Source organism: Pseudomonas sp. NPDC090203, from assembly GCF_044746765.1.
GTDB lineage: Bacteria > Pseudomonadota > Gammaproteobacteria > Pseudomonadales > Pseudomonadaceae > Aquipseudomonas > Aquipseudomonas putida_AD.
Genome location: NZ_JBIVCV010000004.1, coordinates 80,252 through 100,528, shown reverse-complemented (window position 1 = coordinate 100,528; position 20,277 = coordinate 80,252). Strand labels below are relative to the sequence as shown.

Annotated in this window: 23 protein-coding genes; 12 read left to right on the top strand and 11 right to left on the bottom strand. The window is 62.2% G+C overall.

Features of this window, described 5'->3' with window-relative positions; translation table 11 throughout:
* Positions 1 to 162 precede the first annotated feature (162 nt).
* Positions 163 to 837 (top strand): DUF3313 domain-containing protein, encoded by a 675-nt coding sequence (locus tag ACIPO9_RS08330; RefSeq protein WP_400779994.1) that lies wholly within the window; start codon positions 163 to 165, stop codon positions 835 to 837.
* Positions 838 to 1,192: 355 nt separating this feature from the next.
* Here ACIPO9_RS08330 and ACIPO9_RS08325 read toward each other — a convergent pair whose 3' ends face one another.
* Positions 1,193 to 1,945 (bottom strand): hypothetical protein, encoded by a 753-nt coding sequence (locus ACIPO9_RS08325; protein ID WP_400779992.1) that lies wholly within the window; start codon positions 1,943 to 1,945, stop codon positions 1,193 to 1,195.
* A 118-nt stretch (positions 1,946 to 2,063) separates the two neighbouring features.
* On the bottom strand, positions 2,064 to 2,609 hold the full coding sequence (locus ACIPO9_RS08320) for a cysteine hydrolase family protein (RefSeq protein ID WP_400779990.1): 546 nt from the start codon (positions 2,607 to 2,609) through the stop codon (positions 2,064 to 2,066).
* Between the two features lie 271 nt (positions 2,610 to 2,880).
* On the opposite strand from ACIPO9_RS08320, the gene ACIPO9_RS08315 reads away from it, so the two are divergent.
* Both ACIPO9_RS08315 and ACIPO9_RS08310 read left to right on the top strand, forming a co-directional pair.
* Positions 2,881 to 3,810, top strand: coding sequence for a LysR family transcriptional regulator (locus ACIPO9_RS08315; protein ID WP_400779988.1), 930 nt, complete (start codon positions 2,881 to 2,883; stop codon positions 3,808 to 3,810).
* 104 nt (positions 3,811 to 3,914) lie between these two features.
* Entirely contained in the window at positions 3,915 to 4,937 is a 1,023-nt protein-coding gene (locus tag ACIPO9_RS08310) for an LLM class flavin-dependent oxidoreductase (RefSeq protein WP_274131228.1), read from the top strand.
* Positions 4,938 to 5,204: 267 nt separating this feature from the next.
* Here ACIPO9_RS08310 and ACIPO9_RS08305 read toward each other — a convergent pair whose 3' ends face one another.
* From ACIPO9_RS08305 to ACIPO9_RS08285, 5 genes are all read right to left on the bottom strand, one after another.
* Positions 5,205 to 5,399, bottom strand: coding sequence for a DUF1289 domain-containing protein (locus ACIPO9_RS08305; RefSeq protein WP_274131229.1), 195 nt, complete (start codon positions 5,397 to 5,399; stop codon positions 5,205 to 5,207).
* Positions 5,383 to 5,772: a hypothetical protein gene (locus tag ACIPO9_RS08300; protein WP_400779986.1), complete on the bottom strand. Its 390-nt coding sequence runs from the start codon at positions 5,770 to 5,772 to the stop codon at positions 5,383 to 5,385. Before ACIPO9_RS08300 ends, ACIPO9_RS08305 begins: the two co-directional genes overlap by 17 nt.
* The gene (gene dmeF, locus ACIPO9_RS08295) at positions 5,772 to 6,707 is read right to left on the bottom strand and encodes a CDF family Co(II)/Ni(II) efflux transporter DmeF (protein ID WP_400779985.1); all 936 of its coding nucleotides are present in this window, start codon (positions 6,705 to 6,707) and stop codon (positions 5,772 to 5,774) included. Before dmeF ends, ACIPO9_RS08300 begins: the two co-directional genes overlap by 1 nt.
* A 7-nt stretch (positions 6,708 to 6,714) precedes the next feature.
* Positions 6,715 to 6,990, bottom strand: a complete 276-nt coding sequence (locus ACIPO9_RS08290) for a metal/formaldehyde-sensitive transcriptional repressor (protein WP_400779983.1) — start codon at positions 6,988 to 6,990, stop codon at positions 6,715 to 6,717.
* A gap of 171 nt (positions 6,991 to 7,161) precedes the next feature.
* Positions 7,162 to 8,091: a LysR family transcriptional regulator gene (locus ACIPO9_RS08285; protein WP_400779981.1), complete on the bottom strand. Its 930-nt coding sequence runs from the start codon at positions 8,089 to 8,091 to the stop codon at positions 7,162 to 7,164.
* Positions 8,092 to 8,205: 114 nt separating this feature from the next.
* On the opposite strand from ACIPO9_RS08285, the gene ACIPO9_RS08280 reads away from it, so the two are divergent.
* Positions 8,206 to 8,946 carry an SDR family oxidoreductase gene (locus ACIPO9_RS08280; RefSeq protein ID WP_400779979.1) on the top strand — a complete coding sequence of 247 codons (741 nt, stop codon included), beginning with the start codon at positions 8,206 to 8,208 and terminating at the stop codon, positions 8,944 to 8,946.
* A gap of 11 nt (positions 8,947 to 8,957) precedes the next feature.
* Here the strand turns inward: ACIPO9_RS08280 and ACIPO9_RS08275 are convergent, their stop codons facing one another.
* Together ACIPO9_RS08275 and ACIPO9_RS08270 are read right to left on the bottom strand one after the other, a co-directional pair.
* On the bottom strand, positions 8,958 to 9,479 hold the full coding sequence (locus ACIPO9_RS08275; RefSeq protein WP_400779977.1) for a GNAT family N-acetyltransferase: 522 nt from the start codon (positions 9,477 to 9,479) through the stop codon (positions 8,958 to 8,960).
* Positions 9,480 to 9,938: a GFA family protein gene (locus ACIPO9_RS08270; RefSeq protein ID WP_274131240.1), complete on the bottom strand. Its 459-nt coding sequence runs from the start codon at positions 9,936 to 9,938 to the stop codon at positions 9,480 to 9,482.
* A gap of 390 nt (positions 9,939 to 10,328) precedes the next feature.
* Here ACIPO9_RS08270 and ACIPO9_RS08265 point away from each other — a divergent pair, with 390 nt between their 5' ends.
* On the top strand, positions 10,329 to 10,829 hold the full coding sequence (locus ACIPO9_RS08265) for a cupin domain-containing protein (protein ID WP_400779975.1): 501 nt from the start codon (positions 10,329 to 10,331) through the stop codon (positions 10,827 to 10,829).
* A gap of 148 nt (positions 10,830 to 10,977) precedes the next feature.
* On the opposite strand, the gene ACIPO9_RS08260 is transcribed toward ACIPO9_RS08265, so the two are convergent.
* A complete protein-coding gene (locus ACIPO9_RS08260) occupies positions 10,978 to 14,001 on the bottom strand; it encodes an FAD-binding and (Fe-S)-binding domain-containing protein (RefSeq protein WP_400779973.1) in 3,024 nt (1,007 codons plus the stop codon).
* Positions 14,002 to 14,159: 158 nt separating this feature from the next.
* Between ACIPO9_RS08260 and ACIPO9_RS08255 the strand changes: the two genes are divergently transcribed.
* The 7 genes from ACIPO9_RS08255 (at position 14,160) to csgH (ending at position 19,541) form a co-directional block, all read left to right on the top strand.
* Positions 14,160 to 15,044, top strand: a complete 885-nt coding sequence (locus ACIPO9_RS08255) for a LysR substrate-binding domain-containing protein (protein ID WP_400779971.1) — start codon at positions 14,160 to 14,162, stop codon at positions 15,042 to 15,044.
* 456 nt (positions 15,045 to 15,500) lie between these two features.
* Entirely contained in the window at positions 15,501 to 15,944 is a 444-nt protein-coding gene (locus ACIPO9_RS08250; protein WP_274131249.1) for a CsgE family curli-type amyloid fiber assembly protein, read from the top strand.
* An 11-nt stretch (positions 15,945 to 15,955) separates the two neighbouring features.
* Positions 15,956 to 16,375 carry a curli assembly protein CsgF gene (locus ACIPO9_RS08245; protein WP_274131252.1) on the top strand — a complete coding sequence of 140 codons (420 nt, stop codon included), beginning with the start codon at positions 15,956 to 15,958 and terminating at the stop codon, positions 16,373 to 16,375.
* 135 nt (positions 16,376 to 16,510) lie between these two features.
* Complete coding sequence (locus tag ACIPO9_RS08240; protein WP_274131254.1) at positions 16,511 to 17,785, top strand: hypothetical protein; 1,275 nt, start codon at positions 16,511 to 16,513, stop codon at positions 17,783 to 17,785.
* Positions 17,786 to 17,834: 49 nt separating this feature from the next.
* On the top strand, positions 17,835 to 18,728 hold the full coding sequence (locus ACIPO9_RS08235; RefSeq protein WP_274131256.1) for a CsgG/HfaB family protein: 894 nt from the start codon (positions 17,835 to 17,837) through the stop codon (positions 18,726 to 18,728).
* The gene (locus tag ACIPO9_RS08230; protein WP_400779970.1) at positions 18,718 to 19,230 is read left to right on the top strand and encodes a curlin-associated protein; all 513 of its coding nucleotides are present in this window, start codon (positions 18,718 to 18,720) and stop codon (positions 19,228 to 19,230) included. The genes ACIPO9_RS08235 and ACIPO9_RS08230 overlap by 11 nt, the downstream gene beginning before the upstream one ends.
* A gap of 5 nt (positions 19,231 to 19,235) precedes the next feature.
* Entirely contained in the window at positions 19,236 to 19,541 is a 306-nt protein-coding gene (gene csgH / locus ACIPO9_RS08225; protein ID WP_274131260.1) for a curli-like amyloid fiber formation chaperone CsgH, read from the top strand.
* Here csgH and ACIPO9_RS08220 read toward each other — a convergent pair.
* Positions 19,534 to 20,238, bottom strand: a complete 705-nt coding sequence (locus ACIPO9_RS08220; RefSeq protein ID WP_400779969.1) for a CerR family C-terminal domain-containing protein — start codon at positions 20,236 to 20,238, stop codon at positions 19,534 to 19,536. The genes csgH and ACIPO9_RS08220 overlap by 8 nt on opposite strands.
* Positions 20,239 to 20,277 lie beyond the last annotated feature (39 nt).

The window sequence follows — 20,277 nt, the reverse complement described above, 5'->3', positions numbered from 1 at the left end:
CCACGCCGGCGGGCCAGGTGCTGGCGATCGATCCAGCTTTCATCAGTTCACCCCTGCCCGCCCGATCCCAAGGGCGCGACTCGAACCCCGATAAATCGCATTGAACCCGACAGATCCCGAGCGTTGTACTAGCCTCAAGATCCTCATGAAGGGAGTCACGCGATGAAAACATCTGTGTTCAACACGCTGCTGTGCTGCACCCTGCTGGTACTGGTCGGTTGCGCCAGTTCCCGGGTCGATCCGAGCCAGTACTCAGGTTTTCTAAAGGACTACAGCCGCCTCAAGCCGGCTGAAAGCGCCACTGGGGCGCCGGTAATGCGCTGGATCGATCCGGACATCAGGCCGGGACAATACAGCCGGGTGTACATCGAGCCGAGCCAGTTCTATCCCAAGCCCCAGCCCACGGCGGTGATCTCCGCGCAGACGCTGCAATCGATCACCCGCTACTTTGATGCCGCGCTCAAGCGCGAACTGGGCAAGGATCTGGCACTGGCGCAGGGTCCGGGGCCCGGCACCATCATCGTACGCCCGGCGATCACCGCAGTATCGACCCACAACGAAGGCCTGAAACCCTATGAGGTCGTCCCCATCGCGCTGGTGGCGGCGGCTGTGAACACGGCGTCCGGCGGGCGCGACCAGAGCGTCGACATCGCCACCGAAGCGGCGTTTCTGGATGCCGACAGCAACAGAGTGCTGGCCCAGGTGGTGCGCAAGGGTGCGGGCAAGCCGCTGGAAAACGACAAGACCCAACTGACCCTGGACGACGTCAAACCGGTGCTCGACGCCTGGGCCACCGACATGCGCCTGAGCTTCGAAAGACTCAAGGCCGGCAAATAGCGTCGCGGGATCTGTCGCATACACCGCCCCGCCGGCAAGCCGTGCTGCTACGAATGATCTCCACCGGCCCTGTAGGAGCGCGCTTGCCCGCGATGGCATCCGCAAGATCGCCTACGCCGGCAAGCCGTGCTGCTACGAATGATCTCCGCCGGCCCTGTAGGAGCGCGCTTGCCCGCGATGGCATCCGCAAGATCGCCTACGCCGGCAAGCCGGACTGCTACGAATGATCTCCACCGGCCCCGTAGGAGCGCGCTTGCCCGCGATGGCGTCCGCAAGATCGCCAACGCCGGCAAGCCGGACTGCTACGGGGTTACAGGCCAGTCGCAAACCCCGCGGACGTTTCACCCCGAACCCGCTATTTCAACCAGTTCTTCACCCGCGCCGAGTCTTCACGGCATCCGTGGGCAAACGCGGAGGTCAGCCATTCCCGGCGGCGTTCGTTGGGTTCGGACGACGACATCGCCAACCCGTAGTAGCTCTCGGCGCGGAACTCTTCAAGGCTCAGGTTCAAAGGGCGTGCGTTGTCCTGAACCCAGGCGATCGGGTCCTCGCCCGGCTGCAGGGCCGGCTTGTGCTTGGGATAGCAATAGGGGAACGTGGTTGGCAGCGGATAGTCCGCCTTATAGGGGTCGTCGCCCTGCACAACCGTCTCGAGAAGGGCCAGACGCTTGTTCAACTCATCGGTTGGCGGGTAGCTGAGGGCGCATTTGGCGTACTCCAGCGCGCCGGCTGTCAAACCCAGCGCCGCCGCCTGACCATACAGTGCGCACACCGCGTCCTTGCTGCCCAACGGTTTTTCGGCAAACAGCAACCTGGCCTTCAGATGAAAGGCAACCGCGTACCCCGCCGCAGCGGCGTTGTCCAGATGAGCCTTGAGTTGCTGGTGGCTTTCGGTCATCCGCGTGATGATCGCTTCGGCCTGCTGCTTGTCGGCGCCTTCCTGTTGCGAAAGCGCCATCAGCGCGTCTTTCTCGTCAACCAGATCGTCAAGGGCCTTCAACGCTGCGTGGTATTCACCGGTGGCTTGCGCACTCGGCGCGGCGGGCGCCGCGAAAGCCGACGTGGCGGCAAGGGACACCGCTAACACGGCGAGAGATCGGGGGATCATGCAAAGCTTCCTGTCATGCTGAACCTCAAGGATAGGTGCGGCTGCGCAGGACCGATGCCTGGCCAGGCCACCAGACGGTATCGTCCGCAACCGCAAAATCCTTAGGCCCTCACTGCCCTCAGCGCAGAAATTCCTCCGTGGAAACCACCTTCGCATAGCCAAACCGCAGCGCCGCCATGAACGCCGCATGGACCTGGACCGACGGCACGCTGACGCCGTTGAACTCCAGATCATGGGTCGCGCAGGCATCGTGGATGACGGTGGTCTTGAAGCCGAAATCGTCAGAGGCGCGGGTCACGGCGTCGATGCACATGTGGCTCATGTTGCCGATGACGGTCACGTTCTCGATCTCGCGAGCCTGCAGGATCGCCAACAGCCGGGTCTTGCGGTACGGATTCATGAAGTGCTTGAGAATCACCGTTTCGTCAGGCAGCGCCGCAGCCTTGGGATGCAGTTGCGCGCCTTCGCTGCCGGGTACGAAGAACGGCGCATCCGGGGACGGCGTTTCGTGACGGATATGGATGACCAGATCACCCTGCGCTCGCGCGGCGGCGATGATGCGCGCGGCGTTATCGGCCGCCGCCTGGACGTTTGCCAGCTGCCATTTGCCGCCGGGGAAGTAGTCATTCTGGATGTCGACGACGATCAGTGCAGTGTTGCTCATGGGAAACTCCGGGGAGAAAAGGTGGCTGCAGCTTCAATAGTCCGCAGAAGTAGCGGACCGAGGCGGTATCCGCCGTTGAATCCAGTATCGATCCCGCCAGAAATGTTGAGAATTCCCGGCTTGGGCAATTGACTGTTTCACCCGGAGAAATCAATCGTCGTTTTCTCAACACACTCTTACGGCACTGCGAATGATTCGGGCCACGAGCGCTTTCGTCTGGCAGTCGCTAGACTTCACCTTCGGTTTCAACCCAGGGTAAAAGGATCAGGCCATGCTGACCGAACTCAGTAGCTACCTCGACGCGTTCATTGCCACCGCCGACGAGGGCAGTTTTTCGGCGGCTGCCCGGCGGATGGGGCTGACGCCGGCGGCAGTCAGCAAGAGTGTCGGGCAACTGGAGGCGCGGGTCGGCGTGCGGCTGTTCCAGCGCAGCACCCGCAGCCTGGCGCTGACGTCCGATGGCGAACGCCTCTATGCCCAGGTGCGCCTGCCGTGGGGCGAGATCGGCGATGCCCTGACCGACCTGCGCCAGGGCGCGGGCAAGCCGGCGGGCACGCTGAAGGTGTCGTTGGCCTACACGGTCGGGCGCGAGTACTTCGTGCCGATGATGGATGAATTCGTGCGTCGCTACCCGGACGTGGTGCCCGATCTGCATTTCGATAACCGCCAGGTCGACCTGATCAACGAAGGTTTCGACGTGGCCATCGGTGGCGGCATCGAGTTGACCGACGCCCTGATCGCACGGGAACTGGCGCGGCTGCGCATCGTGCTGGTGGCCTCCCCGGCCTATCTGAAGGAGCATCCGGCGCCGGACCACCCACAGGAACTGACGCGCCATCGCGGGCTGTTGCGCCGGGTGCTGAGTTCCGGCCGACTGGCACCGTGGAAGCTGAAGAATCATGCCGGCGAGGAAGTGGTGGCCAGCGTGCGTCCGGTGATGATACTGGACGACCCTGAAGCCATGGCTCGCGCAGCCGCTACCGGCATGGGCATCGCCATGCTGCCGATTCCCCATGTATTGCCGTTGCTTGAGCGCGGCGACCTGGTGCGGATACTGCCCGACTGGTACGCCGACTCACTGCCGCTGTCGATCTACTACACCAGCCGCAAACTGGTACCCGCCAAGGTCCGGGTGTTCGTGGATTTCATCGTCGAAGGGTTTCGCGCCAGCGGTCACGTGGCCCGCTTCAACAAGTGGTGAATTTACAACCGTTGGTTGATGCTGAACCTGCCATCTGGCGACTACAGGTTTGGCCAGCAGCGGGTTAGCCTGTTGCCCAAATCCAGTCTTACCGGAAGCATCCCATGAAAAAGATCGGCTTTCTCAACTTCGGGCACTGGTCGACGTCCGCCCATTCCCAGGCCCGCTCCGCCGCTGATGTGCTGCTGCAATCGATCGACATGGCCGTCGCGGCTGAAGAACTGGGCGCGGACGGCGCGTTCTTTCGCGTCCACCACTTCGCCCGGCAACTGGCCTCACCCTTCCCGCTGCTGGCGGCGGTAGGCGCGAAAACCCGGCGCATCGAGATCGGCACCGGTGTGATCGACATGCGTTACGAGAACCCGCATTACATGGTCGAAGATGCAAGCGCTGCCGATCTGATCGCAGGCGGTCGCTTGCAACTGGGCATCAGTCGCGGCTCGGGGGAACAGGTCATCGAAGGCTGGCGGCATTTCGGGTATGCGCCCAATGAAGGCGAGACTCACGCCGACATGGCGCGCAGGCATACGGAAGTCTTTTATGAGTTGCTGCGCGGCAAGGGCTTTGCCCAGCCCAACCCACGGCCCATGTTCGCCAACCCACCAGGGCTGCTGCGCCTGGAGCCGCATTCCGAAGGCCTGCGGGACAGGATCTGGTGGGGCTCGGCATCCGACGCAACCGCCGTGTGGGCAGCGCAAATGGGCATGAACCTGCAGACATCCACTCTGAAGGTCGACGAAAGCGGCGAGCCCCTGCACATCCAGCAGGCCGAGCAGATCCGCCTGTATCGACAGGCCTGGAAAGAAGCCGGGCATACCCGCGAGCCGCGCGTGTCGGTGAGCCGCAGCATCTTTGCGATCACCAATGACATGGACCGCATGTACTTTGGCTCAAGCGACGAAAGCCAGGACACCATCGGCCTGCTGGACGGCCATATCCAGACCGTTTTCGGGCGTAATTACGCGGCCGAGCCGGATGTGCTGATCGAGGCGCTGGCCAGGGATGAGGCCATCGCGGCCGCCGACACCCTGCTGCTGACCGTGCCTAACCAGTTGGGGGTGGAATACTGCGCCCACGTGATCGAGTCGATCCTCAAGCATGTCGCGCCTGGGTTGGGATGGCGATAGCGGCCACAGGATCGCCGGTCACAAACCTCGCGTTCCATCCGCGCCATTGTAGGAGCGCGCTTGCCCGCGACGACGTCGGTAGATCCCACACACCTCCGACGCCCGACAGATCCCGTCGCGGGCAAGCGCGCTCCTACAGGTGGGAATCTGAACACCGCCCCCGTAGCAGTCCGGCTTGCCGGCGGGGGCGTGCGCAAGATCGCTGACGCCGGCAAGCCGGACTGCTACGCGGGATGCCCGCGGGATCTGAACTCGACCCGTGGGGCGCTAACTCTTGCTCTTGTTTTTCTTCTTGTTAAACGCCTTCAACCGCGCACTCGCGTTCTGCACCGCGGCCATTTTTTCCGGGCGTTTCATGCCGCGCCATTTGCGGATTTCCTCGCGGCTGCGTCCGCAACTCACGCACATCTCGCTGTTGAGCTGACACAGCGACACGCAGGGGTTTTCAATGTCCTTTGCCATGCCTGCCTCCCGCGCGCTGCCGTGAGTTCAGCCGAGCCACCCAGTCCCCACCGTGCTGGGCATTGCAGCGCTCTTCGGAATCGAATTCGACGTGGACAGCGATGGTCGAAACACTGATTCCGACATCATCGAACGCCGCTTGAGTCAGGGCCTGCATCCGTTGTTTGTCCTGGCTGGCGAGCGCGGCATTCATGCTCGCATCACTGTCGAACACCCAGGTCACCACCAGGCTGTCCGCCAGGCGCTCGTAATCCACGCGATGGGTGAGCCATTCAAAGCCCGCAATCTCGCTTTTTGCCGTTTCGCAGGCCCAGGTCAGTGCCCTCACCAGTTCGCGCTCGATACCGGCATGTTTTCGTTTCGATGAAGGCATCAGGCGACCCTGTATTCAACGGTAAGGTGAGTCACTTCATGCACTGGCTTGAGCGCGACACGCACGTCTTCGGCCGATTGCAGCGACGAACCCTGGACACTGACGATGGCGGCGCGAGCCGAAGGTCCTACTCGCCAGACATGCAAGTCAGTGATCCGCAGCGCCGGGTTGTGCTCCAGCAACTCGCGAATCTCCTCGGCCACGTGCTCATCGGTGCGGTCCAGCAAGACAGAAGCCGTGTCGCGCATCAAGGTCCACGCCCAGCGCGCGATGACCACCGCACCGACGATGCCCATGACTGGATCAAGCCAGACCCAGCCCAGGAACTTGCCCGCCAGCAACGCGACGATGGCCAGCACCGAGGTCACGGCGTCGGCCAGCACGTGCACGTACGCCGACCGGAAATTGTTGTCCTGCTCGTGGCTGTGCTCGTGATGATGTTCATGGGCGTGATCGTGCCCATGCTCGTGACTGTGTCCATGGCTGTGGCCGTGGCCCAAGAGCAAGGCGCTGACGACGTTCACAGCCAGGCCGACAACGGCAATCAGGGTGGCCGTCCCGAACTGCACCTGGGTGGGCTCGAACAGTCGCAGCACCGATTCGACACCAATCCCCAGGGAAATCAGACCCAGGATCAGCGCCGAGGCAAATCCGCCAAGATCCCCCACCTTGCCGGTGCCGAAGCTGTAGGCATTATCGGTCGAATGCCTGCGGGCGAAGGCATAGGCAGCGGCGGCAATTCCCAACGCTCCGGCATGGGTCGCCATGTGGAACCCGTCGGCCAGCAGCGCCATGGAGCCGGTGATGTATCCGGCCGCGATCTCACCCACCATCATGACCACTGTGAGAACCACCACCCACAGGGTGCGGCGGGCGTTTTCATCGTGCCCGGCCCCGAGAAAGTCGTGGCTATGGCTGTAATCGGCTGTGCTCATAGACACCTCACTTGGAGTAACGGCGAATGGCTTCAAGCAGCTCTTCGACGCCCTGAGCCCGCTCTTCATCGCTCAGGCCAGGTTTGGCGACGTGTTCGCGTGCGTGGTCTTCGATGATCTCGTCGAGCAACCCGTTGATGGCGCCACGGGTGGCCGCGACCAGATGCAGCGTCTTGGCGCAGTCGGCCCCACCCTCCAGCGCGCGCTCGATGGCCTGGACTTGCCCCGAGATGCGCCGAACGCGCTTGAGCAGATCGTCTCTTCCTGCCTTGGTGTGCGACATAGCATACCCCCCTACCCTATATAGGGCGGCATGATGCACTCAAGAATGGGTTGGCACAAGTGCCACCGAAACACTCCCGTAGCAGCACGGCTTGCCGGCGGGGGCGTTCTCAAGATCGCTCCCGCCGGCAAGCCGTGCTGCTACGGGTCAGTGGCCGGAGCCCTGGTGGCGTCAAGTCACCAGCCGATAATCCGCCGGCAACGGCCCGAATGCGTCGGTGTAGACCTCGCACAGCCAGTCGATGAACACCCGCACCCGTGGCGACAGATGCCGGTGGTGGGGATACATTGCCGACAGCGTCAGGCCCGGGCTCTGCCAGTCGCTGAGCACCTCCACCAGACGCCCCGCCTGCAGGTCCGCCTCCAGGTGGAAACGCGGCACCTGGATCAGGCCGCAACCCTGTAGCGCGCACACCACGTAGCTTTCGGCATCATTGACGGCCATCCAGCCGCCGAGGTGGAACTCGCGGATCTGGCCATCGATCAGCAATTCGAGTGGGTAATCCACCGCGCCGTTGCTGGCGAAGAATCTCACCGCCTGATGCCTAGCCAGATCCTCGGGTGTGCGTGGGGTGCCGGCACGCGCCAGGTATTCGGGGCTGGCGCAGATCACTTGGGGCATGACCGCCAGAGGCCGGGCGACCAGTGCCGAATCCTTGGGGGCGCCGGCGCGAATCACGCAATCCACGCCCTCGCGCACCAGATCCACCAGGCGGTCGCCGCCACTGACCGTCAGGTCTATACCCGGATAACGGCCGCGAAACTCATTGATCCTCGGCAGCACCACCCGGGTGGCGTGGGTGCCATGCATGTCCACCCGCAACACGCCCTGCGGACTGGCCGCCACATGGCGCAAGGAAGATTCAGCGTCGTCCAGTTCGCTGAGCACGAACACGCATCGCTCATAGAACGCCTGGCCATCGACCGTGGGCCTGACGTGGCGTGTGGTGCGTTCGAGCAGGCGGATCCCTAGCCTGGCCTCAAGCTCCTTAATCGCGTGGGTCGCCGTTGCCCGTGGGATGCCCAGCACCGCCGCCGCGCGGCTGAATGAGCTGAGTTCGACGATCCGGGTGAAGAGCTGCAGAGATTCGAAGCGGTCCATCGATTGTTGTCCGCAGTTGAATTGTGTTGGCAATTTAGCGGGATTTATCCGGCAGGCGCAAACAAGCAGAATCTTTTCCAAGGCAAACGCACCCATTTCAAACCGGAGAACCTCATGAACGATCAAACGCGCAAGACGGCCATTGTCACCGGTGGCTCCCGTGGCATCGGCAAGGCCATCGCCCTGCGTCTGGCCGCTGACGGCTTTGCGGTGGTCATCAGCTACAGCAGCAACGAAAGCAAGGCCCGGGGCACCCTTAGCGCCATTGAAGCTGCCGGCGGCAAGGCCATCGCGATCAAGGGCGATGTCGGCAATGTCCAGGACGTCGCCGCGCTGTTCGAGGGTGCCAAAAGCGCATTTGGCAGGATCGATGTGGTGGTCAACAGTGCTGGCATCATGAGCATGGCGCCAATCAGCGAAGCCAGCCTCGACGACTTCGACCGGATGATCGCCACCAACCTGCGCGGCGCCTTCCTGGTGCTGGGCCGGGCGGCGGCCGATGTGGAAAGCGGTGGTCGCATTATCGCCCTGACCACCAGCGTGATCGCCAAGTCATTCCCGTCCTACGGTCCTTACATCGCCTCCAAGGCGGGCGTCGAAGGCCTGGTGCACGTATTGGCCAACGAACTGCGCGGTCGGCAGATCACGGTCAACGCCGTGGCACCGGGACCGGTGGGCACCGAGCTGTTTCTGGAAGGCAAGAGCCAGGAGCAGGTCAACCACATCGCCAGCCTCGCGCCGCTGGAACGCCTGGGCACACCCGAAGACATCGCCGCGGCGGTGGCCTTCCTGGCCGGCCCGGACGGCGGCTGGATCAACTCGCAGGTATTGCGCGCCAATGGTGGGTTTGCCTGAACCGGCGCGGCTCAGGCCGTGACATCGTCAGCCAGCAAGGAAAGCACGAACCGGCGCTCGTTTGCCGTACTGTGATCGGCGTCGTCCGGAGCAGGCAGAAACCCGCAGCGGGCCAGGACCTTTTGCGAGCCCAGGTTCTGCTCATAGACGAAGGCCACCAGTTGCCCGAGCTGCCACCGGTTGCGCGCCTCGTGGATCAGGCGTTTCAAGGCAAAGGTGGCGAGCCCCTGCCCGGCCGCTTGCTGATCGATGCGATAACCCACTTCGGCGCAGCCAGCGGCCGTGTCGATGCTTTTGAGATTGGCCCGGCCGATGATGCGCTGATCGTTATCGAGGATCACCATAGGGTGCCAGTTTCCTGAGGCAAGGCCGCCGAGGCAGGACGCGATGTGTTCGGCAACGCCCTGCAACGAGTAGAACTCAGGCGCCCGTGGTTCGATGTGCGATTCGAACCATTGCCGGTTGCGCACTTCGAATTCGAGCAATGCCTGGGCATCGGTGTCTTGCAGTTCTCTGACCTTGAATGAATCCATTCACCTGTGTTCCTGATATGAACTGCCGTCATCCGGCACGAATCGCAAGACGCCGACCGTCTCGCTGCGTTTTTCGGAAGTCTGCTCATCGGACGGATGCTGAACGCCGTCACACACCACGACCTCGGCGAAGTCAAACGGGCTGACGCCTTCCAGGCACGCCGCATTGATGCCGAACTGTTCGGGGTTGGAGCGACGCTGGTGGTGGGTGTAGATGCCGCACTTCGAGCAGAAGTAGTGCTTCGCCGTCTTGGTGTGGAACTGGTAGAGCGTCAGTGCCTCGGCGCCTGCGGTGATCTGCAGATCCTGCAACCGCGCACTCACCACCACTGCCCCGCGCATCCGGCACAACGAGCAATCACAGCGGCGGGCGCTGTTCAGGCCGTCGCTGAGGCGCACATGGAAACGCACCGTACCGCAATGGCAACGGCCATCGAATTCGTTTTGATCAGCGTTCATGAATCGGGCCTCGTGAAAGGATGCATCGGCCGATCATAGCGGGATTTATGTCGTCCACGCGATCCGTAGCAGCACGGCTTGCCCGCGGGGGCGATCTTGCGGACGCCGTCGCGGGCAAGCGCGCTCCTACAGGGATCTTTTGTCGTTTGCACGATCCGTAGCAGTCCGGCTTGCCGGCGATAGCGATTTTGCGGGCGCCGTCGCGGGCAAGCGCGCTCCTACAGGGTTGCGGACACACATTCTGTGGGAGTGGGCTTGCCCACGAATGGGCCCGACTGCTGCGGTGTAGATTGATTACACCATGTATCAACTCAAGTGCCCCGGCTGCGGTTTATCGGGGTGGTCTTCCTGCCTACCATCGCTCCACCGTTTTTGACAGGAAGTACTTCAATGAAAATCCAATGGTTACGCAGCAGATCGGTACGCGGCGCACTGGCCCTGGCGGCTTGCGCACTGCTGGCAGGCCCCGCGCTGTCTGCAGGGTTGCCCACGGGCACATATGACTCGATTCGCAGTGAAGATGTGCAGTGGCAGAGCTTTCCCGCGTTTCCGGCGGCGGCGAAGCTTGCGGTGATCGTCGGCAATCCGACGCAGCCTGGGCCGTATGTGGTGAGGGTGAAGGTGCCCAACGGGGTGAAGCTGATGCCCCACACCCATCCCGAAGACCGGATCTACACGGTTATCTCCGGGGTGTTCTACATCGGCCAGGGCACGACGTTCGACCCTGAAAAACTGGTGGCGTACGGGCCTGGCAGCGTGGTGGTGCTGCCCGCCAATACTCCGCATTTTCATTGGGCAAGATCCGGTGAATACGTGACGCAGGTGTACGGCATCGGGCCATTGGGGATCGAGTATTTGAACCCAAAGGATGATCCTCGCCACAACCAGTAGCACGCCGACCGCAGCAGCACGGCTTGAGGGCGGGGGCTATCTTGCGGGCGCCGTCGCGGGCAAGCGCGCTCCTACAGGGATTGTCGTCTACACGATCCGTAGCAGCACGGCTTGCCGGCGGGGCGATCTACAGAACGCCCCCGGCCGGTCACCCCACCACCAACTGCTCCAACACCACTTCCAGCGGATGGCGCAGCTGTTTGTCGGCCATGCGTTTGACCTGGCTGCGGCAGGAATAACCGGTCGCCAAGGCCTCGTGCTCCTTGTCGATCTTGCCAGCCCAGGATTGCTCGAAGATGGTCTTCGACGTCTCCTGATTACGCGCCTCGTGGCCGTAGGTGCCGGACATCCCGCAGCAACCAGTGGCCTCGGTGGAAAGCTTGAGCCCCACCTTCGCGAACACCTTTTCCCACTGCGAGGTGCTGGCCGGAACGTTGGTTTTCTCGGTGCAGTGGGCCAGCAGGCGGAAGCTGCGAGGCGCAGCGTTGGCTTTGTCGGGCAGTGCATCGATCAGCCACTCCTGAGGCAGCAGCACGTTCGGGCTGCCCTCAAGGCCTGGCACTTTCTGGTATTCCTGGCGATAGACCAGGGTCATGGCCGGGTCCAGCCCCACCAGCGGCACGTCGCAATCGGCCAGGGCCTTGAGCTGCGTGGCGTTGCGGATCGCAGCCTTGGCGAACGCTCCCAGAAACCCTTGAACATGCAGCGGCTTGCCGTTGGCACTGTAGGGCGCCATGAACACGCGGTAGCCCAGTTGATGCGCCAGCTGAATGAAGGACGCCAACAGCGGCGTCTCGAAATACCGGGTGAAGGCGTCCTGCACCAGTACGATACTGCGCCCACGCTGCTCGGCAGTCAGCTCGCGCAGCGCCGGAACGCTGGCCACACCGACGTTGCAGCGGGTCAACGTCGATTGCAGGTTGTAGCGATGGATCAACGGGCTGTCGAGCATGCCGACATGGCGCTCCAGCAAGCCGCTGACCCACTTTGAACCCATCACCGCGTTGTACAGACCGGGCGCGTAGGCCATGTACGGGATGGTGAATTCCAGCGAGCCGATCAGGTAGTCCCGCAGCGGACGCTGATAGCGGCCGTGATAAAGCTCAAGGAACCGCGAACGGAATTCGGGCACGTTGACTTTGATCGGGCACTGCCCCGCGCAGGACTTGCACGCCAGGCAACCGGCCATGGCGTCGTAGACTTCATGGGAGAAATCGGCCTGGCCGCTGGCACGGGCCTGGTTGTTTCGCAGTCGCGCCGGCAGGCCCTTGAGCCATGACACCTTGCCCCGCGCCGCTTGCAGCACATCGATGTTCGCCGCGCCTTGCAGACGCAGCCACTCGCGGATCAGCGACGCGCGGCCCTTGGGCGAATGCTGGCGCTCGCGGGTCGCCTTCCACGACGGGCACATCGCATCGTTGGGGTCGAAGTTGTAGCAGGCGCCGTTGCCGTTGCAGTGCACGGCGCTGCCGAAACTCTGCCAGACGCGCTCGTCGATCTGCCGGTCAAGATCGCCACGCAGGGTGACTTCGTTGACCTTGAGCAAGCCCTGCTCGGCATCCGGCGGGGTGCAGATCTTGCCGGGGTTGAGCTGGTTGTGCGGGTCGAACGCGCCCTTGAGCGATTGCAGCGCAGGGTACAGTTCACCGAAGAACGCCGGCACGTATTCCGAGCGCAGGCCCTTGCCGTGCTCACCCCACAACAAGCCGCCGTAGCGCTGGGTCAGTTCGGCGACGGCATCGGAAATCGGCTTGACCAGCGCGGCCTGGGCCGGGTCTTTCATGTCCAGCGCGGGACGCACGTGCAGCACGCCGGCATCGACGTGGCCGAACATGCCGTAGGTCAGGCCGTAGCCGTCCAGCAGCGCGCGGAACTCGGCAATGTAGTCGGCCAGTTGCTCGGGCGGCACGGCGGTGTCTTCCACGAACGGCTGCGGACGGATCTCGCCTTCGACGTTGCCCAGCAGGCCCACCGACCGCTTGCGCATGGTGTAGACCTTGTTCACCGCCGCCGCACCTTCGGCCAGGGTGTGGCCCAGACGCTCGACGCCGGTGTCGCTGCGCAGATGCTCGATGAAGGCCGCAACCTTCGCGTTCACTTCTTCGACGTCATCGCCACTGAATTCCACCAGGTTGATGCCCAGGGTCGGACGCTCGGCATCGGCGGGGAAGTATTCGGCGACGCTGTGCCAGACGATGTCTTTCATCGCCAGCATCAGCACCCGCGAATCGACGGTTTCGATCGACAGCGGCTTGTGCGCCATCAGCGCGTTGGCGTCGCGCAGCGCATCCATGAAGCTTGAGTAGCGCACGTTGACCAGCACCGAATAGGTCGGAATCGGCAACACGTTGAGCTTGGCCTCGACCACGTAACCCAGCGAGCCTTCGGCACCGCACAGCACGCTGTTGAGGTTGAAGCGGCCCTGTTCGTCGCGCAGGTGCGCCAGGTCATAGCCGGTCAGGCAGCGGTTGAGCCTGGGGAAGATCTTCTCGATCAATTCACCCTGGGTTTCCTGAATGCCGCGGGCGGTACGATACACCTCGCCGACACGGCCAGGCTGCGCGCACGCTGCTTCAAGCTCGGCATCGGAAATCGGCTGGCTGTGCAGCCGTTCGCCGCCCAGCAGCACACTGTGCAGTTCGAGCACGTGGTCGCGGGTCTTGCCGTAGGTGCAACTGCCCTGCCCGCTGGCGTCGGTGTTGATCATGCCGCCGACGGTGGCGCGGTTGGAGGTCGAAAGCTCCGGCGCGAAGAACAGCCCGTGAGGCTTGAGCGCGGCGTTGAGCTGGTCCTTGACCACACCGGCCTGGACCCGCACCCAGCGTTCCTCGACGTTGATTTCGAGGATGGCGTTCATGTGCCGCGACAGATCGACCACGACGCCGTCAGTCAGGGACTGGCCGTTGGTGCCGGTGCCGCCGCCGCGCGGGGTCAGCTTGATCTGGCGAAAACGCGGCTCGGCCATCAGCGTGGCGATGCGCGCCACATCCTCGGCATCGACGGGAAACACGGCCGCCTGGGGCAGGCGCTGGTAGATCGAATTGTCGGTCGCCAGCACCGTGCGGGTGGCGTAGTCGGCGCTCAGCTGGCCGCGAAAACCGTTGGCGCGCAATGCGTCGAGAAAGTCCGGGTATTGCGCCGCAGGAACGGCGGTAGGCAGTTGGGCGATCATCGTGGGATGGCCTCTTGTCGGTCTGATCACGGAAAAAAGCAAAATACTTGTCGCCGGGGCATTAATCGGTCAGCCTCGGATCGTTATGATGCCAATGATCCTGCAGGCCCGCGCTCGGGACAAACGGATATTCCTGCCGCTATCGATGACTTTTCTGAATGAATTACCGCCATCTCACGCCGTCCATGTCTCTGTTGCTGGCTTTCGAGGCCGCTGCACGCCATGAAAGCTACACCCGCGCCGCTGTCGAGTTGTCCCTGACCCAGAGCGCGGTCAGCCGCCAGGTGCAGGCGCTGGAGCAGCAATTGGGCCTGACCCTGTTTCGCCGCGAAGGCCGCCAGGTGCAGCTCACAGATGTCGGCCGGCTGTATCAAAGAGAGATGAGCGACGCCCTTGGCCGCATTCGCAGCGCCACGCTGCAGGCCATGGCCTATCAGTCCGGCGGCGGTTCCCTGCGTCTGGCCACGCTGCCGACCTTCGGTTCCAAATGGCTGATGCCGCGCCTGCATGATTTCTACAAACGCCACCCCGGTATGCTGGTGCACATCAACTCGCGGATCGACGCCATCGACTTCGACACCAGTGGCATCGATGCGGCCATCGTGGTGGGCAACGCCGACCTGCCGGGGCTGGTCAGTCACCGACTGCACGCTGAAGAACTGGTGGTGGTCATCTCCCCACAGGCCGCCCTAGCCTATCGACACTGGGCGCCAGAGCAGATCGCCGAACAGATGCTGCTCAACGTCGCCAATAATCCCAACGTCTGGGCCGACTGGTTCAGCCACCATCGCCTGCCCCATCGGCTCATGCGTCTGGGGCCGAGTTTCGAGCTGACGTCACACTTGATCCAGGCGGTCAAAGCCGACATCGGCATCGGCCTGGTGCCGCGCATCCTTGTCACCGATGAATTGGCCAAGGGCGAGCTGATCAGTCTGGACCTGCCCTTCGCCAGCCAGCGCAGCTATTACCTGGCCTATCCACCCCGCAACGAAGGGCTGCCATCGCTGCAGGCATTTCGTGCCTGGCTGCTGGAACAGATCTGAGCACCCGACGGCGTTCTTCAAGGACAATCCGCTGTCCGCCAAAGCCATCTAACGACAGATACCGAAGCAAATGCTGTCGCGTTTTTTAGTTGCAACATAAACAAGTAACCGGGCGCGCGGACCCATTCAATTGAATGCGGCCACGCTAAAGCCCTCAACCTGCGACCTGCCGTCCGTCGGCAAGAAAAACTTTGAAACACCCTGCGAATGCAGGGCCTTTTCGTAGCCCTCATCACAAAACATTCATACTTTACGACTACCCCAGAGGCAGGACCGCTCAAACTCAAGGGCTGCAAACTTATTGAAATCGATAAACTTTTTTATAGCTCAGAAAGTTGCTTGCCAGCTTTCTGACGCCAAGAAATAACTAAATTAAAGTTTAAAATACTAGTGGCCTTTTCAAATTGTTTGTAACTACACTGTGTCAACTCTTGAACACACCCGGTATGTCCACCGATGAAACACACCACTTTACGGATGATGATGGTGCTTCCCCTGTGTCTGGCTGCCACGGCTTTTGCCGATACCGGCGTCAACACCTCCAAGTCCCTTTCCACCCACCGGACCCTGGGTCCGGTCGAAGTTGGCGGGCTTGTAGTCGGGCAGACGGTGACGCAAAACGGGCGTGCCTTTTATGACAGTTTTGCCGCGGCGTGGAATGAAAAGGACGAATCCGGACGCTTCAGTATCTCGGTCGTCGAACGCCCCACCGCACGTCTGGGCAGCCAGATCTTCATCAACTACGGCAACCGCCGGATGACCCAGTTGCAACTGCCGCCTAACCGCAGCCTGATCCCCGCACTGGGCGCAGACGTTGCCGCACAAGTGTTTCAAGCCATTCTGGATTATCAACTGGCGCAATTTTTCGGCGACCGGGACCTGGCCCGCGACGAGCTATGAAGGGAATTATCATGAACCGTCTATCTGTAGTACTCACGAGTCTGATGGCGTTTTCGGCAGTCTCGGTGCAGGCCAGCGAACTGGTCTACGTGCCGGTCAACCCATCGTTTGGCGGCAACCCGTTGAACGGTCCTGTGCTGCTCAACCAGGCGAACGCGCAGAACAGTTTCAAGGAACACTCGTCTTCCTCGGCGTCCTCGGCGAACAGCACGCTGAACCAATTCAACAGCATGTTGCAAAGTGCAATTCTGAGTCGTGTGTCGTCGGCGGTCACCTCAAGCATTGTTGGCACCGACGGAAAACTGACGCCAGGAGTTGTGGAAACTACGGACTTCACGATTTCCATCGTCAACTTGTCGCCGGGGCTTTTGCAAATTACAACAACCGACAAAACCACCGGCCAGACCACGTCGTTTCAGATCAACCAGTAAGTTCGCTCCAACTTAATAACGCTTTCGTTGTAATGCTCACTGTAAGACTTGTTGTGCCAAGTGCAATCAACTCGCAGGGCTCGTTCGCCTGCAACAAACCTAGCTGCCTAAAAACATCGTAAAAAGGAATTAACCATGCAAGCACGTAAATCCCTCCTCGCTCTCGCTGTATTGGCTTCGGTATCGGGCGCTGCCTTCGCTGGCAACGGCACTACCACCACCTACCAGAACGGTTCCGACAACGGCATCGTCGCGGAGCAAAGTGGCGCGATCAACTCCAACCTGAACGTGACCCAGAACGGCAGCAACAACAACGCAGGCACCCCCGCCACCAGCGGCGGTTGGTTCGGTTGGGGCAGCCAGCCTGCCAAACCGATCTACCAGGGTTCGAGCAACAGCAACCTGACCGTGCTGCAAACCAACTCCTACAACACCGCCGCTGCCCGTCAGACTGGCGGCGAGCAAAACCAGGGCACCATTAACCAGACTGGCGCAGCTGGCAACAGCAGCGCCAACCAGCAGTCGGCCACCCTGAACCAGGCTGGCAGCTACAACAACGGCACCATCACCCAGAACGCCAACAAAGGTCGCGATACCGCAGCCACCCTGAAACAGGACGGCACCGGCAACTCCGCCTGGGTGACTCAGGAAAACAACACCAAGTCCACCGCGACCGTCAGCCAGTTCAACAATAACAACCAGGCCTGGGTCACCCAGAAGAACAACGACCAAGCCACTGCCTCTCTGACTCAGCGCGGCAACAACAACGAAGGCACCATCAATCAGAACGACTCGTACAAAGTGACTGCGACCGTTACTCAGGATGGCGGCTACAACAAAGCCTGGGCCACCCAGCAGAGCAACACTCGTGACTCCAGCGCCACCATCAGCCAGAACGGCCAAGGCAACATCGGTAGCGTCACTCAAACCTGGGCCTGGAACTCGAACGCCGAGCTGACTCAGAAAGGTGGCAACAACAACACCGGCACCATCAACCAGAACGATGCCGACTACTCCAGGGCCTACCTGACCCAGACCGGCTCCAACAACGTTGGCACCCTCAACCAGGATCAGGCTGACCACAGCACCATCACCGCCACTCAGAGCGGCAACTACAACAGCATCGTTGCCAACCAGAACGGCCCACACGGCGGCAACCCTGGTGACAGCAACCTGAAAGCGACCATCATCCAGGACGGCACCAGCAACAAGGTCACCAGCAACCAGTCTGGCAAAGACAACGACGCTTACCTGACTCAGAACTCCGGCGGCTACAACGTCATCGACCTGAATCAGACCACTACCGCTTACAACAGCAAGGCCACTGTGGCCCAGTCCGGCAGCTACCTGACTGCCAACGTCACTCAGACCGGCGGCAGCAACAACACCGTTTCGATCACCCAGCACTAATCCAGGTCGTACCCGCCGGTTCGCCGGCGGGTTTTTTCGGAGCTATACCATGCGCGCCCGCACGCTTTCATTGATGATTATCGCTGCCGCAGTATTGAGTGGCTGTGCCACCTCTCGCCCGGCGGGCACCATTTCTCCGGCGACCATTTCGCCTCCAACGCAATCGACCCGCGACCTGGCCAACCTGCCCCCACCGGCAGGCGTGATCCCCGTGGCGGTGTACGGCATGCGTGACCAGACCGGCCAGTACAAACCTTCGCCGGACAGTTCTTTCTCCACGTCGGTGACTCAGGGCGCAGCGTCGCTTCTGGTCAGCGCGTTGCGCGATTCGCGCTGGTTCAAACCGGTCGAACGCGAAAACCTGCAGGACCTGCTGACCGAGCGCAAGATCGTCCGCGCCCTGGAGCAGCCGCAGGATCAGGCCCAGGGGCAACTGCCACCGCTGCGCCCGGCCAACATGATTGTCGAAGGCGCCATCGTCGCCTACGAAAGCAACGTGCGCACCGGCGGTTTCGGTGTGCGCTACCTGGGTATCGGCCCGTCGGATCTGTATCGCCAGGACCAGGTGACCATCAACCTGCGTGCAGTGGACATCCGCACCGGCGACATCATCCAGAGCGTCACCACCACCAAGACCGTGTTCTCGATCCAGCTCGATTTCGGCGTGTTCAAGTTCGTTTCCCTGCGTCACCTGCTGGAGGTCGAGACCGGCCTCTCGCGCAACGAACCGGTGCAGCAGTGCGTGCGTGAAGCCATCGAGGCCGGCCTGATCCACCTGATCGCCCAGGGCGCGCGGGATGGCAGCTGGAACCTGAAGAACCCGGAAGACCTGAAAAAACCACTGCTGGCCGGCTACCTGAAAGCGTATGACGAGCAAACCATGAGTACGCCCATGACCGCCGCCGAACAAAGCAAACTATCGGGGGAGACCCATGCACAGTAATAAAAGAACTGCGCTGATCGCTCTGACCACGGCGCTGCTGCTGGGCAGCGCCATCAGCCCCGCCGCCGACCTGATGCCCGAGGCCCGCTATTCAGGCATTGGCGTGAGCGGCAGCCGTGTGGACGTGAGTCAGATCGGCTCCAACAACCGCTCGCGTATCGACCAGGCCGGCCCCGGCCAGCGCCTGGTGCAGATCCAGAACGGCAATGCGAACACTGCCACGATCAACCAGAGTGGCGCCTACAATGCCGCAGCCGCCCAGCAGACGGGTTACAACAACTCGATCAGCCTGGATCAGGCCGGGCGCTTCAACCAGGCAGCCATTACCCAGGCCGGGACCAACAACCAGGCCAACGTCGTGCAGAGCGGTGCCTATAATCAGGCGTACATCGGCCAGTACGGCCAGGGCAACCAGGCCAACGTCAGCCAGAACGGCTTCGGCGGCACGGTCAATGTCCAGCAGTACGGCAACAACATGAATGCCACCGTGACTCAGAAGTGAAACCCATGATCGATTTGTCGCAACTGGTCGTAGCCATCGACACCCAGCGCCAGGGTGCCGCGGTGCTGATTCGCCCGCACATCGAAAACCCGACGCCGTTGACCTTGCGCTACCGCATGGCGGTCAGCCAGCGCAGTACGGCCGGGACATCGAGCATCAGCCAGTCGGGCGACATCCAGACCGGCGCCACCGCCTCTCTGGTACAACTGAGCATTCCTCCTGAAGCGGCCTGCCACATCCGCCTGGAGCTGTTCCAGGGCAGCGAGCTGGTCAAGACAGTCGAGAAAGACTGCGACAACCCGGCTAACTGATATCCCGCTGCCTGACCAGCCCTTCAAGCGTGAAGCGCGCCTGGGTCAGCACCACATCCCTGACCTGCTCCATTTCCTGCGGGCCGACTTCGGCCCACTTCAGCGCTTCGAGCAACTTGGGCTTCTGCACCCGGAAGGCCAGTCCCTGGGAGAACAGCGCCATGGAGTGGATCACCGTGCGCTCGTCTTCCACTGCGTAGCCGGAAAGCCCGGCGATCAGCAACCGAACCACCACACCAATACGCTTCTTGAAGCGGTCTTCGAAGGCCATCGACGCACTTTCCGGGCACAGGCCGGTTTGATGACGGTCCAGAAACGCCCGCCATGCAGTCGTCTGCGGGCTGTCCTGGATGGTCGACACCACGGCGCCGAGAATGCCTAGGGAGGCGTCGATCAGCGCCTGGTCCTTGAGTGGCGTCTGCGCCAGGGCCGCCTCCGCCGCTTCGACGCTGTCGCCCATCTTGCGCCACAGCAGCCTGATCAGGTGCTCGACGCACTCCAGGTACACGCCCTCCTTGCCGTCGAAGTAATACTGGATCGCCGGTGCATTGACCCCGGCCGCAGTGGCGATGTCGCGAGTCGAGGCGCCCTCGTAGCCACGCTCGCCAAAGACCGCCACGGCCGCTTCGACGATGCGCGCGCGGGTCTCTTCGCCGCGTTGATAACCACCCTCGGCGGCAGGTTTGTGTCGTGCCATGTCCAGCTCCCGTTCGGTACCCCGGCAAAATATACCAGT

What these genes read in the sequence shown, in the direction of transcription:
- ACIPO9_RS08330 (WP_400779994.1), top strand. Translation starts at nt 163, where the DNA reads ATGAAAACATCTGTGTTCAACACGCTGCTGTGCTGCACCCTGCTGGTA.
- ACIPO9_RS08325 (WP_400779992.1), bottom strand. Translation starts at nt 1,945, where the DNA reads ATGATCCCCCGATCTCTCGCCGTGTTAGCGGTGTCCCTTGCCGCCACG.
- ACIPO9_RS08320 (WP_400779990.1), bottom strand. Translation starts at nt 2,609, where the DNA reads ATGAGCAACACTGCACTGATCGTCGTCGACATCCAGAATGACTACTTC.
- ACIPO9_RS08315 (WP_400779988.1), top strand. Translation starts at nt 2,881, where the DNA reads ATGCTGACCGAACTCAGTAGCTACCTCGACGCGTTCATTGCCACCGCC.
- ACIPO9_RS08310 (WP_274131228.1), top strand. Translation starts at nt 3,915, where the DNA reads ATGAAAAAGATCGGCTTTCTCAACTTCGGGCACTGGTCGACGTCCGCC.
- ACIPO9_RS08305 (WP_274131229.1), bottom strand. Translation starts at nt 5,399, where the DNA reads ATGGCAAAGGACATTGAAAACCCCTGCGTGTCGCTGTGTCAGCTCAAC.
- ACIPO9_RS08300 (WP_400779986.1), bottom strand. Translation starts at nt 5,772, where the DNA reads ATGCCTTCATCGAAACGAAAACATGCCGGTATCGAGCGCGAACTGGTG.
- dmeF (WP_400779985.1), bottom strand. Translation starts at nt 6,707, where the DNA reads ATGAGCACAGCCGATTACAGCCATAGCCACGACTTTCTCGGGGCCGGG.
- ACIPO9_RS08290 (WP_400779983.1), bottom strand. Translation starts at nt 6,990, where the DNA reads ATGTCGCACACCAAGGCAGGAAGAGACGATCTGCTCAAGCGCGTTCGG.
- ACIPO9_RS08285 (WP_400779981.1), bottom strand. Translation starts at nt 8,091, where the DNA reads ATGGACCGCTTCGAATCTCTGCAGCTCTTCACCCGGATCGTCGAACTC.
- ACIPO9_RS08280 (WP_400779979.1), top strand. Translation starts at nt 8,206, where the DNA reads ATGAACGATCAAACGCGCAAGACGGCCATTGTCACCGGTGGCTCCCGT.
- ACIPO9_RS08275 (WP_400779977.1), bottom strand. Translation starts at nt 9,479, where the DNA reads ATGGATTCATTCAAGGTCAGAGAACTGCAAGACACCGATGCCCAGGCA.
- ACIPO9_RS08270 (WP_274131240.1), bottom strand. Translation starts at nt 9,938, where the DNA reads ATGAACGCTGATCAAAACGAATTCGATGGCCGTTGCCATTGCGGTACG.
- ACIPO9_RS08265 (WP_400779975.1), top strand. Translation starts at nt 10,329, where the DNA reads ATGAAAATCCAATGGTTACGCAGCAGATCGGTACGCGGCGCACTGGCC.
- ACIPO9_RS08260 (WP_400779973.1), bottom strand. Translation starts at nt 14,001, where the DNA reads ATGATCGCCCAACTGCCTACCGCCGTTCCTGCGGCGCAATACCCGGAC.
- ACIPO9_RS08255 (WP_400779971.1), top strand. Translation starts at nt 14,160, where the DNA reads ATGAATTACCGCCATCTCACGCCGTCCATGTCTCTGTTGCTGGCTTTC.
- ACIPO9_RS08250 (WP_274131249.1), top strand. Translation starts at nt 15,501, where the DNA reads ATGAAACACACCACTTTACGGATGATGATGGTGCTTCCCCTGTGTCTG.
- ACIPO9_RS08245 (WP_274131252.1), top strand. Translation starts at nt 15,956, where the DNA reads ATGAACCGTCTATCTGTAGTACTCACGAGTCTGATGGCGTTTTCGGCA.
- ACIPO9_RS08240 (WP_274131254.1), top strand. Translation starts at nt 16,511, where the DNA reads ATGCAAGCACGTAAATCCCTCCTCGCTCTCGCTGTATTGGCTTCGGTA.
- ACIPO9_RS08235 (WP_274131256.1), top strand. Translation starts at nt 17,835, where the DNA reads ATGCGCGCCCGCACGCTTTCATTGATGATTATCGCTGCCGCAGTATTG.
- ACIPO9_RS08230 (WP_400779970.1), top strand. Translation starts at nt 18,718, where the DNA reads ATGCACAGTAATAAAAGAACTGCGCTGATCGCTCTGACCACGGCGCTG.
- csgH (WP_274131260.1), top strand. Translation starts at nt 19,236, where the DNA reads ATGATCGATTTGTCGCAACTGGTCGTAGCCATCGACACCCAGCGCCAG.
- ACIPO9_RS08220 (WP_400779969.1), bottom strand. Translation starts at nt 20,238, where the DNA reads ATGGCACGACACAAACCTGCCGCCGAGGGTGGTTATCAACGCGGCGAA.